General features: G+C 73.5%; 17 protein-coding genes. 9 read left to right on the top strand and 8 right to left on the bottom strand.

What is annotated here, in order from left to right:
- Position 1 precedes the first annotated feature (1 nt).
- Positions 2-958: an LLM class F420-dependent oxidoreductase gene (locus JIW86_RS23450; RefSeq protein ID WP_257555801.1), complete on the bottom strand. Its 957-nt coding sequence runs from the start codon at positions 956-958 to the stop codon at positions 2-4.
- Between the two features lie 137 nt (positions 959-1,095).
- Here JIW86_RS23450 and JIW86_RS23445 point away from each other — a divergent pair, with 137 nt between their 5' ends.
- Entirely contained in the window at positions 1,096-1,749 is a 654-nt protein-coding gene (locus JIW86_RS23445; protein WP_257555799.1) for a hypothetical protein, read from the top strand.
- Here JIW86_RS23445 and JIW86_RS23440 read toward each other — a convergent pair.
- The 3 genes from JIW86_RS23440 to JIW86_RS23430 are packed head-to-tail and all read right to left on the bottom strand — an operon-like array spanning position 1,721 to position 4,496.
- Positions 1,721-2,569: a L,D-transpeptidase family protein gene (locus tag JIW86_RS23440; RefSeq protein WP_215146578.1), complete on the bottom strand. Its 849-nt coding sequence runs from the start codon at positions 2,567-2,569 to the stop codon at positions 1,721-1,723. The genes JIW86_RS23445 and JIW86_RS23440 overlap by 29 nt on opposite strands.
- 26 nt (positions 2,570-2,595) lie before the next feature.
- Entirely contained in the window at positions 2,596-3,837 is a 1,242-nt protein-coding gene (locus tag JIW86_RS23435; protein WP_257555798.1) for a sensor histidine kinase, read from the bottom strand.
- Positions 3,834-4,496 (bottom strand): response regulator transcription factor, encoded by a 663-nt coding sequence (locus tag JIW86_RS23430; RefSeq protein ID WP_257559405.1) that lies wholly within the window; start codon positions 4,494-4,496, stop codon positions 3,834-3,836. Before JIW86_RS23430 ends, JIW86_RS23435 begins: the two co-directional genes overlap by 4 nt.
- Before the next feature lie 90 nt (positions 4,497-4,586).
- On the opposite strand from JIW86_RS23430, the gene JIW86_RS23425 reads away from it, so the two are divergent.
- Genes JIW86_RS23425 through JIW86_RS23405 form a run of 5 tightly spaced genes read left to right on the top strand, consistent with a single transcriptional unit; the run spans position 4,587 to position 8,633 of the window.
- Entirely contained in the window at positions 4,587-5,114 is a 528-nt protein-coding gene (locus JIW86_RS23425; protein WP_257555797.1) for a hypothetical protein, read from the top strand.
- Entirely contained in the window at positions 5,111-6,211 is a 1,101-nt protein-coding gene (locus tag JIW86_RS23420; protein ID WP_257555796.1) for a peptidoglycan-binding protein, read from the top strand. The genes JIW86_RS23425 and JIW86_RS23420 overlap by 4 nt, the downstream gene beginning before the upstream one ends.
- On the top strand, positions 6,208-6,915 hold the full coding sequence (locus JIW86_RS23415) for an ABC transporter ATP-binding protein (protein WP_257555795.1): 708 nt from the start codon (positions 6,208-6,210) through the stop codon (positions 6,913-6,915). The genes JIW86_RS23420 and JIW86_RS23415 overlap by 4 nt, the downstream gene beginning before the upstream one ends.
- Complete coding sequence (locus JIW86_RS23410; protein ID WP_257555794.1) at positions 6,915-8,153, top strand: ABC transporter permease; 1,239 nt, start codon at positions 6,915-6,917, stop codon at positions 8,151-8,153. The genes JIW86_RS23415 and JIW86_RS23410 overlap by 1 nt, the downstream gene beginning before the upstream one ends.
- A 39-nt stretch (positions 8,154-8,192) precedes the next feature.
- Positions 8,193-8,633, top strand: a complete 441-nt coding sequence (locus tag JIW86_RS23405) for an NUDIX hydrolase (RefSeq protein ID WP_257555793.1) — start codon at positions 8,193-8,195, stop codon at positions 8,631-8,633.
- Positions 8,634-8,657: 24 nt separating this feature from the next.
- Here the strand turns inward: JIW86_RS23405 and JIW86_RS23400 are convergent, their stop codons facing one another.
- Both JIW86_RS23400 and JIW86_RS23395 read right to left on the bottom strand, forming a co-directional pair.
- Complete coding sequence (locus tag JIW86_RS23400; RefSeq protein WP_257555792.1) at positions 8,658-9,503, bottom strand: trypsin-like serine peptidase; 846 nt, start codon at positions 9,501-9,503, stop codon at positions 8,658-8,660.
- Between the two features lie 61 nt (positions 9,504-9,564).
- Entirely contained in the window at positions 9,565-11,301 is a 1,737-nt protein-coding gene (locus tag JIW86_RS23395) for an AMP-dependent synthetase/ligase (protein ID WP_257555791.1), read from the bottom strand.
- Between the two features lie 176 nt (positions 11,302-11,477).
- On the opposite strand from JIW86_RS23395, the gene JIW86_RS23390 reads away from it, so the two are divergent.
- Both JIW86_RS23390 and JIW86_RS23385 read left to right on the top strand, forming a co-directional pair.
- On the top strand, positions 11,478-11,753 hold the full coding sequence (locus tag JIW86_RS23390) for a hypothetical protein (RefSeq protein ID WP_215146574.1): 276 nt from the start codon (positions 11,478-11,480) through the stop codon (positions 11,751-11,753).
- 53 nt (positions 11,754-11,806) lie between these two features.
- Positions 11,807-12,817, top strand: coding sequence for an AraC family transcriptional regulator (locus JIW86_RS23385; RefSeq protein WP_257555790.1), 1,011 nt, complete (start codon positions 11,807-11,809; stop codon positions 12,815-12,817).
- Positions 12,818-12,872: 55 nt separating this feature from the next.
- Here the strand turns inward: JIW86_RS23385 and JIW86_RS23380 are convergent, their stop codons facing one another.
- Positions 12,873-13,349, bottom strand: coding sequence for a hypothetical protein (locus JIW86_RS23380; RefSeq protein WP_257555789.1), 477 nt, complete (start codon positions 13,347-13,349; stop codon positions 12,873-12,875).
- Positions 13,350-13,578: 229 nt separating this feature from the next.
- On the opposite strand from JIW86_RS23380, the gene JIW86_RS23375 reads away from it, so the two are divergent.
- Positions 13,579-14,748: a lipase family protein gene (locus tag JIW86_RS23375; RefSeq protein ID WP_257555788.1), complete on the top strand. Its 1,170-nt coding sequence runs from the start codon at positions 13,579-13,581 to the stop codon at positions 14,746-14,748.
- A 38-nt stretch (positions 14,749-14,786) separates the two neighbouring features.
- On the opposite strand, the gene JIW86_RS23370 is transcribed toward JIW86_RS23375, so the two are convergent.
- On the bottom strand, positions 14,787-16,277 hold the full coding sequence (locus JIW86_RS23370; RefSeq protein ID WP_257555787.1) for an alpha/beta hydrolase: 1,491 nt from the start codon (positions 16,275-16,277) through the stop codon (positions 14,787-14,789).
- Between the last annotated feature and the right edge of the window lie 41 nt (positions 16,278-16,318).

Raw genomic sequence — 16,318 nt, 5'->3', positions numbered from 1 at the left:
GTCACGACTCCCAGTCGTTGAGGAGGGGGGCCACCTCGGCCCCGAAAGCGGTGATCTGGTCCACGAGCTCGGCGCGGTCGCGATTGCGGAAGCGGACCTGGATCTGGTCCACGCCGAGCGCCTTGTACTCCCGCAGGGACTCGGCGAGCACCTCCGCCTTGCCGGTGAGGGTGCGGCGGCCGGTGTCCCAGCCGGGCTCGCCGACGTACAGGGCCTCGGTGATCGCGCCGAACTCGACGGGGCCGGCCACCCCGGCCGCGGCGCGCAGCTCCTTGATGCGGGCGATCTGCGCCGGGAGCTTCTCGCGCGGGTCGCCCTGCGGGAGCCAGCCGTCCCCGCGCAGCGCGGCCCGGCGGACGGCGGCGGGCGAGGAGCCGCCGACCCATACGGGGATCCGCTCCTGGGCGGGCCGGGGCAGCTGGCCGAGATCCTTGAAGGAGAACAGCTCGCCCTCGAACTCCGGGTACTCCTCGGGGCCGAGCGCCGCCCGCAGCGCGTCGAGGGTCTCGTCGAGGACGGCCCCGCGGCGGGCGAAGTCCACCCCGAGGATCTCGAACTCCTCCTGGACGTGCCCGGCGCCGACGCCGAGGATCAGCCGGCCGCCCGAGAGGTGGTCGAGGGTGGCGTACTGCTTGGCGCTGATCAGCGGGTGGCGCAGGCCGAGGATCGCGACGTGGCTGAGCAGCCGCACGTGCTCGGTGATGCCGGCGAGGAAGGACAGGGTGGCCACCGGGTCGTACCAGACGGTGCTCATGGGTCCGGCGAGCCGCCGCGGGATGGCCACGTGGTCGCAGGTGGCCAGGTACCCGAAGCCGGCCCGGTCGGCGGCCCGCGCCACCTCGGCGAGGTCGGCGGCGGTGGCCGACGCCTCCCAGGGCTCGGCGTAGATGGTGCTCTGCGACTGGACCGGGAGCTGCATCCCGTAGACCAGCCGACCCTCCGGAAACACGCGCGCCATGCCGGACCCGCCTCGCCTTCGTCTGCCGATTCGTCATATCGGTGCCGGGCCATCGTCGTAGCTGACGGACCGTCAGGCAAGGGGGCGGACAGGACCCGGCGCTGTGCCCCGGCCGGGACACCGCCTAGGGTGCGCGGATGGATCTCATACTCACGCTGGTCAGCGGGATCGCCTGGACCGTCGTGTACCTGGAGGCGATCCGCGTCGGGCTGCGCGACCGGACGTACGCGATGCCCGTCGCCGCGCTCGCGCTGAACTTCGCCTGGGAGTCGATCTACGCGGTCCGCGAGTTCACGGACTCCGGGATGACCGCCCAGGGCGTGGTGAACGTGGTGTGGGCGGCGGCCGACGTGGTGATCGTCTTCACCTATCTGCGGTTCGGGCGGGCCGAGCTGCCGCGGTTCGTCACCCGTCCGATGTTCGCCGCCTGGTCGGTCCTGGTGTTCGCCACCGGGTTCGCCGTGCAGGGGCTGTTCCTCGCCCACTTCGGGGCGCACGACGCCTCGCGCTACTCGGCGTTCCTGCAGAACCTGCTGATGTCCGGCCTGTTCATCGGCCTCTTCGCAGCCCGGCAGGGGCCGCGCGGGCAGTCCCTGACCATCGCCGTCGCCAAGTGGCTGGGCACGCTGGCCCCGACCGTGCTGTTCGGGGTCCTCGCGGACGCGCCGTTCATCCTCGGGCTCGGGATCCTGTGCAGCGTCTTCGACCTGGTGTACATCGGGCTGCTGCTCCAGGCCCGCCGACGGACTCCCGCCGCCCCGGTCAGAAGCCTTCCGGACCCATCACGATGACCGGCTTCGCCGCCGGGTCGAGGGTCGCCAGGACCTTCTTCATCGCCTCCTTCGGAATGCCGACGCAGCCCTGTGAGGGGCCGTCGTGGTCCACGTGGAGCCAGATGTTGCCGCCCTTGTCCTCACCCTCCGGCTTGACCGGGTCGAGGGGCGATTTCCCCGGCCTGCGGTTGAAGTCGATGGCGACGACGTAGTCGAAGGACCCCGCCAGGGACTCGCCGTTGACCCCGCGCCCCGTGGCGACGAACGCCCGGTCCTTGTCGTACGGAAGCCGGGTGCCGGGCGGCGGCGCCAGCAGCCCGCCCGCGTCGGTGAGCGCGAAGACGCCCTGCGGGGAGGTCAGGTCCCCGTACGTGCGCTCCGTGGACCAGCCCTTCGCACCGTTGCGGGCCGGCCAGCTCTCGGTCCGCACCCAGTCGGCGCCGGCCGCGGGACGGGTGTAGAGCGCGGCGGTGGACTCCGAGGAGTCCCCGGCCTTGCCGGTGACCAGGACGAGCTGGCGGGACTCGGCCGGGATCCTCGCCAGGGTCTGCTCGCTGATGCCGGTCAGCCCCTGCAGCGGGGCCCGGGGAGCTTCCCGCTGGGCGTCGCGCGCGGCGCGGTCCGGGGCCTGGGGACGGGAGTCGGCGCGTGCCTGCGAGGCGGTGCCGACGGCGTTGTCGTCAAGGGCGTACACCCAGCCGGCCGCGAAGGTCAGCAGGCCGAAGGTCGCGGCGAGGGCCACGCGCCGGGACGTGGGCGAGGACGTACGAGTACTTCCCGGACGAGGCGTACGCGACGTACGGAGCGTGCGGGAGCGGGCTCGGCGGTGCTTGCTCATTGAACCGACCGTACATCAGCCGCCCTTCACTCCGGCTGAACGCTGCCCTGCCGCCGGGCGTCTGCCACCGGGAAGCGGAGCCGGATCGTCAGCCCGCCGTCCGGCGCCGGATTGGCCCGCGCCGTCAGCTCCGCCCCGTGCGCCCGCGCGATTGAGGCGACGATCGAAAGTCCCAGACCGGCGCCCTCACCAGCGGTGTGCTGCCGTTCCGCGCTCCGCCGGAACGGCTCCAGGAGCCTCGGCACATCGGCCGGATCGATCACGGGGCCGGTGTTGGACACCGTCAGTTCCCCCTCGGCGGAGGTGGCCAGGGTGAGCCGCCCGCCCGCGCGGTTGTGACGTACGGCATTGGTCAGCAGGTTCCGGACCAGGTGGCCCAGGAGCGTCCGGTCGCCCGTCACGGCCAGTGGGGCCAGGGTGCGTTCCACCGTCAGGCCCTCCTGCGGGCAGGCCGCCAGTTCGGCGGCGGCCAGCGCCGCAAGATCCACCCGCCCGGTGGACTCCAGCCCCTCCTCCGACACCGCGAGCAGCAGCAGCGACTCGATGAGGTGCTCGCTGGATTCCGCGACGCCGATGAGCCGCTCGCGGATCCGGGCGACCCGCTCCGGCGACGGGTCCCCGGCCAGCCCGATCTCGGCCGCCGCCCGCTGCACGGCGAGCGGGGTGCGCAGCTCGTGCGCCGCGTTCGCCGCGAACCGCCGCTGGGCGGAGACCAGATGCTCCATCCGCCCCAGCATCGCGTCGAAGGTGTCGGCGAGCTCCTTGAGCTCGCCGGGCGGGGCGTCCAGGGCGATCCGCTCGTCCAGGTTCTCGCCGGACAGCCGCCGCGCGGTCCCGGTGATCACGGCGACGGGGCGCAGCACCCGCCCGGCCATCCACCAGGCCAGCCAGATCGACAGGACGGCGAAGACGGCGAGGGCGATGAGCGAGACGATCAGCAGCCGGTGCTGGGCGGCCTGGGTGACGGCGTCCGACAGGTTGCGGGTGAGGGCGTACGTCCTCATCTCCTCCGGGGTGGGCGTCTCGCCCGGGCCCGGGCTCCGGGCGGCCTCGGGGCTGCGGCCTGGGTCCAGGTCCAGCTTCTCGCCCGCGCGCAGCGCGGGGCTGACGGTGCTGACGGCCCCGCTGACGCTCGCGTACAGCCCCTGGCCGACCAGGACGTACACCAGCGCCACCAGTCCGCCGCCCGCCAGGAGCAGCAGGGACCCGTACAGGGCGGTGAGCCGGCCGCGCTCGGTGCGCAGGACGCCCCGCGGGAACCCGGTCATCGGGCGGCGATCCGGTAGCCCGCACCGGGCACGGTCTCGATGAGCGGCGGCTCGCCCAGCTTGGCGCGGAGCTTGCTGAGCGTGACGCGGACGGCGTTGGTGGAGTAGCTGGTGTCCTGCTCCCAGACGTCCTCGATGAGGTCGTCGTTGCTGACCACCGCGCCCTCGGCGCGCAGCAGCGCCTCCAGGACGGCGAACTCCTTGCGGGACAGGGCGAGCCGGCGTCCGTCGCGGGTGGCGCTGCGGCGGGCGGTGTCGACGGCGACCCCGGCGCGCTCGAGTACGGGCGGCAGCGCGGGGCGGGCGCGGCGGCCCAGCGCGAGGACGCGGGCCAGGAGCTCGTCGTAGGCGAACGGCTTGGTGAGGTAGTCGTCGGCGCCCAGGCCCAGGCCCTCGACGCGGTCCCGTACGGTCCCGGACGCGGTCAGCATCAGGACGCGGGTCAGCAGCCGCTCGCGCACCACCTGGCGGCAGACCTCGTCACCGTGCAGACCGGGCAGGTCGCGGTCCAGGACCAGGACGTCGTACGCGCCCAGGCGCAGGCGCTCCAGGGCCTCGAGGCCGTCGGCGGCCTCGTCGACGGCCAGCGCGTCGCGGCGCAGCCCCTCGGCGATCATCTCCCGGAGGAATTCCTCGTCCTCCACCACCAGTACGCGCATGCCGTCCTCTCTACCGGAGATCGGCATTTCGGCGTTGTAAGCACGGTGGGAGAGGGAAGCGAAAGGGCCCTTTGCCGCAGGGTCGGGCCCATGAAGCGATCCCTCATCATGACCACGGCCGTGGCCATCACCGGCCTCACCCTCGCCGTCACCGGGTGCGCGAACGGCTCGGGCGGCTCGGGCGGCTCGGGCGGCTCGGGCGGCGAGAAGAAGGACTCCGCGTCCGGCGGCTCCGGCGGCGGCTCGGGCTCCGGATCGGGTACGGACGCGGACAACGCCGTGAAGATGCGCCAGTGCCTGCGCGAGCACGGCATAGACGCGCCCGACCCCAAGCCCGGCCAGGACCCGCGCGGGATGACGGTCGGCGGCGGCGTCGACCCGGAGAAGATGCAGGAGGCCATGAAGGCCTGCGGGATGGGCGGCCCGGGCTCGGGCAAGGAGCCCACCCAGGAGGAGAAGGACAAGGAGCTCAAGTGGATCCGCTGCATGCGCGAGAACGGGATCCAGCTCAAGGACCCTGAGTACAACGGCGGCGCGCGGACCGGCATCGAGATACCCCAGGGCCAGGAGAAGGCCTTCGAGGACGCCCAGAAGAAGTGCGAAGCGGCCCGCTCGTGAGCAGGCGCGGCAGGTGGCTGCTGGGTTCGCTGGCCGTCGTGCTCGCCGCCTCGGGCGGCGGGTACGCGGTCATGGCCCAGCCGCAGCAGGAGAGCAGGAACGAACAGCGCGGCGACGGCCTGCCGCCGGCCACCGCGCCCGTGCAGCGCGGCGACCTCAGCTCGGGCCTCCAGGTGGAGGGCACCCTCGGCTACGCGCAGGAGCGCAAGGTCAACGCGGCCGGGCCGGGCGTCCTGACCTGGCTCGCGGGCGAGGGCACGGCGGTCGAGCGGGACGGGAGGCTGTACGAGGTCAACGGCAAGGCGGTGCGCCTGATGTACGGGTCCACGCCCGTGTACCGGCCGCTGAAGGCCGGGGACAAGGGCGAGGACGTCAAGCAGCTCAAGCGCAACCTCCAGGCGCTGGGCCACGGGACGGGGCTGGACCCCGAGGACGCCACGTTCACGGCGGGTACGGCGACGGCCGTCAAGCGGTGGCAGAAGGCGCACAAGATGCCGGAGACGGGCGAGGTCGCCAAGGAGGACATCGCCTTCGCCTCGGGGCCGCAGCGGGTGCGGAAGAACGACTCGGCCGTCGGTGACGAGCCGGGGCCGGGCAAGCCCGTGATGACGCTGACCGGCACCGAGCGGGTCGTCCGCTTCCAGATGGACGCGGCGAAGGCGGGCGCGGCGAAGACCGGCGAGCCGGTCACCGTGCGGCTGCCGGGAGGAACCACCGTCACCGGGAAGATCGAATCGGTGGGGGGCACGGCCGCTCCGGACGGGAAGAACGAAGGCGGCGGCCCCGGCGGCGGCTCCGGCGGCGACAAGAAGGCCAAGGTCGAGGTGGGCGTCGCGCTGGACAAACCCTCCGAGGTCAACGCCCCCGACCAGTCCCCGGTGTCGGTCGGCCTGACCGGCGAGATCCGCAAGGGCGTGCTCTCCGTACCGGTCAACTCGCTGCTGGCGCTGGCCGGCGGGGGCTTCGGCGTCCAGGTCGTCGAGGACGGCAGGGCGCGCGAGGTCAAGGTGGAGCCGGGCATGTTCGGCAACGGCCGGGTCGAGGTGACCGGCGACGCCCTCAAGGAGGGCATGCAGGTGGGGATCCCGAAGCTATGACGCACACGCATCCCGTGGTCGAACTGGCCGGGGTCACCAAGGAGTACCCGGGCGGGGTCGCGGCCCTGCGCGGGGTCGACCTGACCGTCACGAGCGGCGAACTGCTGGCCATCGTCGGCCCGTCCGGATCCGGGAAGTCCACCCTGCTGCACATCGTCGGCACCCTGGACCGGCCGACGGCGGGCGGCGTGCGGATCGCCGGTCACGACGTCGCGGCCCTCTCGGACCGCTCGCTGTCGGCGCTGCGCTCCCGGCACGTCGGCTTCGTCTTCCAGTCCTTCCACCTGGTGCCGGGCGTCAGCGCCCGGGCGAACGTCGCCGAGGGCCTGCTCTACTCCGGCCTCTCGCGGGCCGAGCGCGGCCGCCGGGCGGAGCGGGCCCTGGAGCGGGTCGGCCTCGGCGACCGGATGGAACACCGGCCGCACGAGCTGTCCGGCGGGCAGAAGCAGCGGGTGGCGATCGCCCGCGCCGTGGCGGGCACCCCGGACCTGCTGCTGGCCGACGAGCCGACGGGCGCGCTGGACACGGCGTCCGGGGAGTCGGTGATGGCGCTGCTGCACGAGCTGAACGCGGACGGGGCCACCATCGCCGTGATCACCCACGACCACGAGATCGCCGCCAGCCTGCCGCGGCAGGTGCGGATCCGGGACGGCGAGATCGTGGCGGACGTACGGAACGCGACGGCCGGGGCGGGGGTGGCGTGATGAGCCGTGCGCGCACCCGTACCCGAACCCGTACGGCCCGTCGTGCCGGGCGGCTGACCCCGCCGAGGCTGTCCCCCCGCGACGTCCTGCACGTCGGTTCGGCCGGTTTGCGCTCGCGCCCGATGCGGGTGTTCCTGTCCGCGCTCGGCATCGCCATCGGCATCGCGACGATGATCGCGGTGGTCGGGATCTCCTCCTCCAGCCAGGCCAAGCTGCTGCGCGAGCTGGACCGGCTCGGTACGAACATGCTGGTCGCGACGCCCGGGCAGGGGATGTTCACCGGGCAGGACACCAAACTGCCCAAGGACGCCCCGGGCATGATCTCCCGCATCCAGGGGGTCGAGTCGGTCGGCACCACCGGCGATGTGGGCGAGTCCGTACGCCGCTCGGAGAACATCCCCGCGGAGGAGACGGGCGGGATCGTGCTGAAGGCGGCCAAGGACGATCTGCTGGGCACGCTGCGCGCCCGGACGGACAGCGGCACCTGGCTCAACGAGGCCACCGGCCGCTATCCGTCGGTGGTGCTCGGCGACGTCTCGGCGCGGCGCCTGGGCATCACCGAGCCGGGCCAGCAGGTGTTCATCGGCGGCCGGTACTTCACGGTGATCGGCATCCTGGCGCCGGTTCCGCTGGCTCCGGAGATCGAGCGCTCGGCGCTGATCGGCTGGGACGCGGCAGAGCGGCTGCTGGGCTTCGACGGGCACCCGACGGCGGTGTACGAACGGTCGGCGGACGACCGGGTGGCGCAGGTGCGGAACCTGATCGCCCCGACGGCCACCCCCCAGACGCCGAGCGCGGTCGCGGTCACCGACCCCTCGGCGGCCCTCCAGGCGAAGGCGGCCACGGAGGGCGCCTTCAGCACCCTGCTGCTGGGGCTGGGCGGGATCGCACTGCTGGTGGGCGGGGTCGGCGTCGCCAACACCATGATCATCTCGGTGCTGGAACGCCGCCACGAGATCGGCCTGCGCCGCTCGCTGGGGGCCACGAAGGGGCAGATCCGGATCCAGTTCGTGACGGAGTCCCTGCTGCTGTCCGGGCTCGGAGGCCTGGCGGGCATCGCCCTGGGCGCGGCGGCCACGGCCGTCTACGCCCGGGCGGGCGACCTCCCTTGGGTGGTCCCCCTCTGGGCGGTGACCGGAGGCTTCGCGGCCACCCTGGCGATCGGCACCCTGGCCGGCCTCTACCCGGCGGTCCGGGCGGCCCGGCTGTCCCCCACGCTGGCGCTGGCGGCGGGATAACCCGGACGCCGGGAGGGATCACCGGCGTAGGCTGATTCGATGAGAACTCCACGTCACGCAGCGCGCGTTGTCATCCTGTCCCCCGCCGGGTCGGTGTTCCTCTTCCGCGAGGACAACGTGGAGGTCGGCATCCACTGGCTGCCGCCCGGCGGGGGGATCGACCCCGGCGAGAGCCCCGAGGAGTGCGTACGGCGCGAGCTGCGCGAGGAGACCGGCTGGACCGACGTGGAGCCCGGGCGGCTGCTGTGCACCTGGGAGCACGACTTCACGCACCAGGGGATCCCGGTCCGCCAGCACGAGCACATCTACCTCACGACGGGCCCGCACCGCGATCCGGTGCCGGAGTATCCCGGCATCCACTGGCAGTGGCTCTCCCCGCAGCACCTGGCCACCCTCGGCGAACCGCTGTGGCCGCCGCGCCTGCCGGACCTCCTGGCGAACGCCCCTGCCGAGCCGGTCCACTTGGGACTGGTCACCTAGCCCAGTCCAGGACGCGGTGACCGCTCAGCGCTTGGCGGTGGCCTTGGCGTACAGCGAGGCGGCGTACTCGCCGAGGACGGTGCTGGTCGACACGTCGTCGGTGTCGCCGCCCGTCAGGATGCCGATGATCTTGCCGTCCCGGGCGATCCACGCGCTGCCGCTGGTGCCGCCGGGGAAATCGGCGCAGTCGAAGCGCTGTTCGGTCGCGCTCTCGCGGACGGTGACCGCCGTGCAGGTACGGGGAACCTTGCGGTCGGCGGGGTAACCGGTGACGGTGACCTCCTCACCCGAGCGGCCGCTGGTGTCCAGCACGGCCGCACCGGTCACGTCCTCGATGGACCGGCCCGTGGCGTCGGGGGCCAGGCGGGCGAAGGCGAGGTCGTAGCTGTCGTCCGTGCCCTCGGCCCAGCGGTCGTCCTCGAAGGCTTCCTCGAGCTTCCATGTGCCGTACGGGGCGACCCCGTTGGCGTATGCAGGTGCGAAGACGGCGGTGCCGCCGCCCTGGTCCCCGTCGAGCAGGCAGTGCCCGGCGGTGACGATCAGGTTCCGGCCGGGGCTCTGCACCACGGTCGCGGTGCAGAAGTGGTCGCTGTCCAGGCCGTCCGTGAACAGGGCCCCGGTGAAGGCCGCGGGCCCGCCGGGCTGAGGGGTGACGGCGGGCGGCAGGGTGCTCTTGGGCGGGGTCGAGAGCTGCGGCTTCGCTGCTTGCGAACGCGACGGAGCCGTCGCCGACCCCGTCGGCGCGGCCTTCGCCCGCACGGGCGCGACCCCCTCGGGCGGTGGCACCAGCTCGGCCACGGCGGCGGAAGCCCCCAATGCCGCCGCGGCACACAACACCACGGTCACGACGGTCCGCTTGTCCACCGGCATGATGATCCTTCCGCTTTGCCCCGGCGAAGCATGCCCCGCGGGCAGGGCCGGGTGCAAGGCCTCACCCCCCGTACAAGCCCTCGATCTCCCCCGCGTACCGCTCCGCCACCGCCCTCCGCCGGAGCTTCAGCGTCGGGGTCAGGGTCCCCGAGGCGATCGTGAAGTCCTCGGGGAGGACGTGGAAGGCCCGGATGCGGGCCGGGCGGGAGACCGTGGCGTTGGCCTCCGTCACGGCCGCCTCGATCAGGGCGCGGACCGCCGGGTGGGTGGATGGGGCGGCGCCCAGGTCGTGGCCCTCGCGGGCCGCCCAGGCCCCGATCTCCTCCGCGTCCAGGGTGATCAGGGCCACCGGGTGCGGCCGGCGGTCGCCGATCATCACCGCGCGGGAGACGTAGCGCGAGCGCTGGATGGCGAACTCGACCTCCGTCGGGGTGAGGTTCTTCCCCGCCGAGGTGATGACGATCTCCTTCTTCCGGCCGGTGATCCGCAGGTACCCCTCGGCGTCCAGTTCGCCCAGGTCGCCGGTGTGCAGCCAGCCCTCCGGGTCCAGCGCCTCCGCCGTCGCCTTCTCGTTCGCGTGGTAGCCCGGGAACACCATCGCCCCCCGCGCCAGCACCTCCCCGTCCTCCGCGATCCGCACCTCGCAGCCCGCGATCGGGCGCCCCACCGTCCCGTACCGCACCGCGTCCGGGTGGTTGAGGGAGATGACACCGCCCGACTCCGTCATCCCGTACCCCTCGTACACCGCGATCCCGCAGGCCCGCAGCAGGTCCAGGGTCGCCGGGGCGATCGGGGCGCCGCCGGTGAGCGCCCACTTCAGGCGGCCCCCGAACGCGCCCCGGACCAGGGAGTACAGCGATTTCTCGGCCGCCTCGTACTCCTCCCGCCGGGATTCCGGCAGCCGGCCCTCCGCCGCCAGCACGCCCAGCCGTACCGCCTCCTCGAGGCGTTCCCGGCCGCCCTCCCGGGCCTCCGCCAGGGACAGCACCACCGAGTGGAGCTTCTCGAACAGCCGGGGCACGGAAGGGAGATGGGTCGGGCGGACCACCGCCAGCTCCGCCAGCACGTCCTCGATCCTGCCGCCGAAGTAGCAGAGCTCCCCGCCCTCCAGCAGCGTCGAGAACTGGATCAGCTGTGCCAGCAGGTGCGCGAGCGGCAGGTAGAGGTACGTCGAGTCCCCCGGGCCGCCCCTGATCAGCGGGAGGGTGGCGTCCTGGATCGCGCCGAGGTTCCCGTGGGTGAGGCGGCAGCCCTTCGGCAGGCCCGTGGTGCCCGAGGTGTAGACGATCGACGCGTCCGCCCCGGGCGCGACGGCCGCCGCGCGCGCGAGGAGTTCGGCCTCCGGGGCCTGCGGCAGGGACGGCAGTGCGTCCATCCCCACCACCGCCCGCAGCGCGGGAAGTTCGGCCCGCAGCGCCTCGACCCGTTGCGCCTGCGCCGCGTCGTCGCAGACCACGACCACCGCCTCGGAGTCCGCCAGCACCCAGGCGAGCTCCTCCTCCCCCGCCGTCGGATACACGGGGACGAGGACCGCGCCCGCCGCCAGCACCCCGAAGTGGGTGTACGTCCACTGCGGCCGGGTCTCCGCCAGTACGGCCACCCGCTCGCCCGCGGCCACCCCCATCCCGAGCAGCGCCCGCCCGACGGCCCGTACCTCCGCGCCCAGTTCCCCGTACGTGCGGGTCTGCCAGCCGCCGTCTCCCGGCGCCCGGAACCGGAGGGCGATCTCCGGCCCGTACCGCTCCTCGGTCCACTGGGTGAACTGCGCCAGCGTGCTCGGCCGGCCGTCGACGTCCATCGCATGCCCTCCCCGGGAGTTGGTGACCCCCGACGCTAGGCAGCCGCGGCGCCCGAAGGGCATGACCGGAAGCGTCACCCCCACTGACCGGATCGCTCACGAACACCCGCCGTCCGCCCGACCGTTGCGGATGACAGAGTGGGATTTTCAGGTAAGGCGACACGGAGGTTTCACCGATGTCCGATACGCGTTCTCCTCGCACCGCCACCGAGGGCACGTGGGGCGTTCCCCTCCTGGTGCTCGCGCCGCCCGCGGTCATCCGGCTCTTCGCGGAGCCCACCGGCGCGTGGCTCATCGCCTGCTGGGCCCTGTGGATCCTGGCCGCCGTGCTGGTGGCGGCCGGATGGGTCGCGGTGGCGCGCCACGGATCGCGCGGGCGCGCCTGGGGCACCTGCCTGCTCGTGCACGCGGTGCTGGCCTGGCAGTTGGCGTTGCTGCTCATACGGCATTAGCCGAGGCCGCCGCTTCCGTATCGCGCGGCGGCGCGGGGAGCTACCGTCGGACCATGGGGAGGCGGACGATCACCGTGCACCATGTGCGGGCCGTGCTCGCGGGGGCCCGCGGCAGCGGCATCGACACCGTGCCGCTGCTCCAGGAGGCGCAGATCCCGCCGCTGCTGCTGGGCGACGACCGGGCCCGGATCACGCCCGCGCAGTTCGCCCGCCTGTTCCGCGCGCTGTACCGGACCACGCAGGACGAGTTCCTCGGCCTCAGTCCGGTCCCCAGCCGCCCCGGCACCTTCGCGATGATGTGCTACGCCTCGCTCGGCTGCCGGGACCTGGGCGCGGCCATGGAACGCGCGGCCGCCTTCTACGGGCTATTCCCGGGCGGACCCGAGCTGGCGCTCGAAGTCGCGGGCGCCGAGGCCCGGTTCACCGTGCGCAACGACTTCGCCCGGGACGAGGAGCGATTCCTCACCGAGTGCGTGCTGGCCATCTGGCACCGGCTGAGCAGCTGGCTGATCGGCCGGCGCATCCCGCTCGCGTACGCCGCCTTCGCCTATCCCCCGCCGCCGCACAAGGACGAGTACGAGATCCTCTTCGACTGCCCGGTCCGCTTCGGGGAGACCCGTACGGGCGCCGCGTTCGACGCGCACTGGCTGACCGCGCCGCTCGTACGGGACGAGCCCGCGCTCGACGCGATGCTGCGCCGCGCCCCCTTCGACCTGCTGTCGCGGCCGGAGTACGGGACCACGGTCGCGGAACAGGTCCGCCGGACCCTGACCCAGCAGCTGCGCGGTTCACCGCGGCTGCCCGCGCTCGGGGAGGTGGCGGCGCGCCTCGCGGTGTCCCCGGCGACGCTGCGGCGCCGCCTCCAGCAGGAGGGGACCTCCTTCCAGCAGCTGAAGGACCACGTCCGGCGGGACGCGGCGATCGCGGGCCTGGCGGAGAGCGGCGAGCCGATCGCGGAACTCGCGGCCCGGCTGGGCTTCTCGGAGGACACGGCCTTCCACCGCGCCTTCCGCCGCTGGACGGGCACGACCCCGGGCGCCTACCGAATGGCCTCCGGCGGCTAGAACTGGGGCTCCGCCCCAGACCCCGCGCCCGGCAATGGCTCCGGACCGGCGAGGATCAGCGGCGCGAGCCGAACGGGGCGGCCACCGCCGAGAGCAGGAGGCCGAGCAGGCCCAGGGCGGCGACGCCGAGGGTGGCCAGGTGGAGGGCGGTCTCCCAGGTTTCAGGCTTGCCGTAGACCCGGTCGCCGAGGCCGCGGGCCTGCCCGGTGAAGGCGAGCTTTCCGCTGCCGTCCTTCGTGATCTCGTCGGCGTACGCGTAGAGCGTGCCGGTGTGCGACGTGCCGCCGGCGGTCCACCGGGTGCCGTCGCACTTGGCGGTGCCGCGGCTCCCGCTGCCGCCGCGGACGAAGGTCTCCGTACCGCAGCGCGAGGGCAGTTCGACGGTGGCCGGGGAGCCGAAGGCGTAGGCGGCGCCCCAGCCGGCCGGCTTCTGGGAGGCCATGCCGACGAAGAAGAAGATGCCGGCGGCTATGGCCGTCACGGCGAGGCAGAGCGTCGCCCGCTGCTTGAACTTCTCTCCGCGTCCGGCCACGGAATCCCCCCAAGGTGGTTGTGTCCACGTCAAATCGGCGGTTTTCAGCCATCCGAATGGCTGATTTCGGCCCCGGTGTGTCGCGCGTTTGTACCGCACCCGCGCCCCGCCCGACAAGGGTTGCGATTCCCGGCCAGGAAAGCTGAGCTGCGCGGTCAGCGACGTTCCGACCGGTCGGTCACTACCTTCGCCTCACCTACCCCCGCACGGACCCTTGGGAGAGCCGCCCATGCGATTCCGAAGCACCGCCCTGGCCGCCGTCGCCGCCCTGGCCCTCTCGGCCGGGATCCCCGCCACCACGGCAACCGCCGCCGCCGAATCCGAGGCCACGGCCGAATCCGGCCGCCCCGGAGACCTGGTCAGCAGCGCCCCGTCCGCCTTCCACCCGCTGCCCGGCCAGCCCACCAACACCAAGGCCTGGAAGATCCACTACCGCTCCACCACCGCCGACGGCGCCCCGAACACCGTCTCCGGCACCGTCGTCGTCCCGCAGGACGGCCGCACCGGCCCCCGCCCGCTCATCACGTACGCCGTCGGCACCGTCGGCATGGGCGACTCCTGCGCGCCCAGCAACAACCTCCCGTACGGCACCGCCATGGAGGCCAACCTCATCCAGCAGCTCACCCTGCGCGGCTGGGCCGTGGTCGTCACCGACTACGAGGGCCTCGGCACCCCGGGCGTGCACACCTACACGGTGGGCCCCTCGGCCGGGCACGCCATGCTCGACGCGGCCCGCGCCGCCACCCGGCTCCCGGAGGCGGGCCTGCCGGCCGACACCCCCGTCGGCATCATGGGCTACTCCCAGGGCGGCCAGGCCAGCAGCTGGGCCGCCGAGCTGCAGGGCTCGTACGCCCCGGAGCTGAAGGTCAAGGGCACGGCGACCGGCGGCGTCCCGGCCGACCTGCTGAAGGTGGCCGACTTCAACGACGGCTCCTACGGCTCCGGGCTGATCTTCATGGCGGCCGCCGGCCAGGACGCCGCCTTCCCCGAGCTGAAACTGGACTCCTACCTCAACCCGGCCGGCAAACTGCTGGTCGCCGGCATGAAGGAGAACTGCGTGGCGATCGACGCCATCGCCGGCTCCTTCAAGCGGATCTCCGACCTGACGACGCGCAACCCGCTCGACCAGCCCGACTGGCAGGCCCGGCTGAACCAGAGCAGGCTCGGGCGCACCGCCCCGGCCGCGCCGGTGTACCAGTACCACGCGCTCGGGGACGAGTTGATCCCGTACGGGGTGGGCCGCGGGCTGCGCTCCGACTGGTGCGCGAAGGGCGCGAACGTCGAGTTCGACACCATCTGGATCGGTGAGCACGTCAGCGGCGTGATCACCCAGTCCCTCGCGGTCGGCAACTGGCTCGCGGACCGCTTCGCCGGGCGCCCCACGCACGCCAACTGCTAGCCAACGCCCCCGACTCCCCTGCCCCCTGCCCCGCCGGGTCACTCCACGGCGGGGCAGGACCGCGTCCCCGGCGGCAGCCGCCCGTCGATCAGGAAGTGGTCCACGTACTCCCGGACGCAGGGCGAGGAGACGTAACCGGTGTGCCCCTCGCCCTTGTAGTCCACGATCACCGCCGAGCCGAGCCGCTTCGCCGTCTCCTCCGTCCACTCGTACGGGGTCGCCGGGTCCCCGCGGGTGCCGACCAGCAGCATGCGCGGGGCTCCCGGGCGGTCGATCTTCCGGATGAAGTCGGTGCCGGCGGGCCGCCCGTAGCAGGAGAGCACCGTCATCAGCTGGCGCGGGCCGAAGACCTTCGAGGCCTTGAGGAACTCGCCCTTCAGGTCTGCCAGTTCCTTCTCTATGGCCGCCGGGGCGGCCTTGTCGTTCGACCGGTCCGGGTCGTCCGCGCAGTTCACGGCGGCGAGCGCGGCGTCGGCGTTGTCCGCGGACACCGCCTCGGGGCCGTCGTCCTGCGCCCCGCTGCCCGCCCCGCCCTCGGAGGGGCCCATCGGTCCGCCGAGCTGGAGCAGCCCCACCGGGTCGCGGTCCCGTTCGGCCATCGCCAGCGCGTCGGCGAGCGCGGGCCACATGAGCTGCGAGTACAGGGCGGCGCCGATCGCGCCGACGGCATCCTGCCCGGTCACGTAGGAGCCGTCGTGGCCGACCAGCGGCTCCTCGTCGAGCCGGGTCACCAGGGCGCCCACCTTCTCCTTGGCGGTGCGGGTGTTGGTCCCGTAGACGCAGCCCTGCTGGTGGGCGCACCAGGACAGGAAGTGGTCCAGGGCCCGCTGCTGGCCGCGCGCCGAGACGAGGGCCTGCTCCGCCAGCGGCTCGGTGAGGGTGTCCACTCCGTCGAGGACCATGCGGCCGGTGCTGCCGGGGAACTGCGCCGCGTACACGGCACCGAGCCGGGTCCCGTACGAGAAGCCGAGGTAGTGGAGCTTCTTGTCTCCCAGGGCCCGGCGGATCACGTCCATGTCGCGGGAGACGTGCACGGTCCCGATGTACGGGAGGACCGGGCCGGAGGCGAGCTCGCAGCGCCTGACCACGGCGCGCAGGGCGGCCAGCTGCGCGGCGGCGTGGTCTCCCGCCTCGTCGTCGGCCTGCTGGGAGCCGCCGCAGGAGACTGGCTCGCTGTGGCCGACCCCGCGCGGGTCGAAGGCGACGAGGTCGTAGCGCTCGCCGAGGTCGGCGAAGGCGTCGGGGTCGGCGGCCAGGCTCGCGATGCCCGGGGCGCCGGGGCCGCCGTAGTTCAGCAGGAGCGAGCCGATGCGCTTCTTGCGGTCGGTGGCCGGTATCCGGGCCAGGGCGATCTCGACCGTGCCCTTGCCGGGGGCCGCGTGGTCGAGGGGCACCTCGAGCGTCCCGCAGCGCATCCCGGCGGGCACGGGCCGCTCGGGGCAGTCCCCCCAGCGGATGGCGGCGGGAGGTGCGGAGCTCGGGCCGGGGCCGGGGCCGGGAACCGCCCCGAGGCAGGCCGCGACCAGCACACAGGCGGCGGCTATGCGGGAAGGACCACGGGCAGGGCCAC

Origin of the sequence: Streptomyces sp. NBC_00162, assembly GCF_024611995.1 — a bacterium.
Classification (GTDB): domain Bacteria; phylum Actinomycetota; class Actinomycetes; order Streptomycetales; family Streptomycetaceae; genus Streptomyces.
Note: the sequence above shows the minus strand (reverse complement) of the source record. Positions and strands in the feature narration are given on the sequence as shown.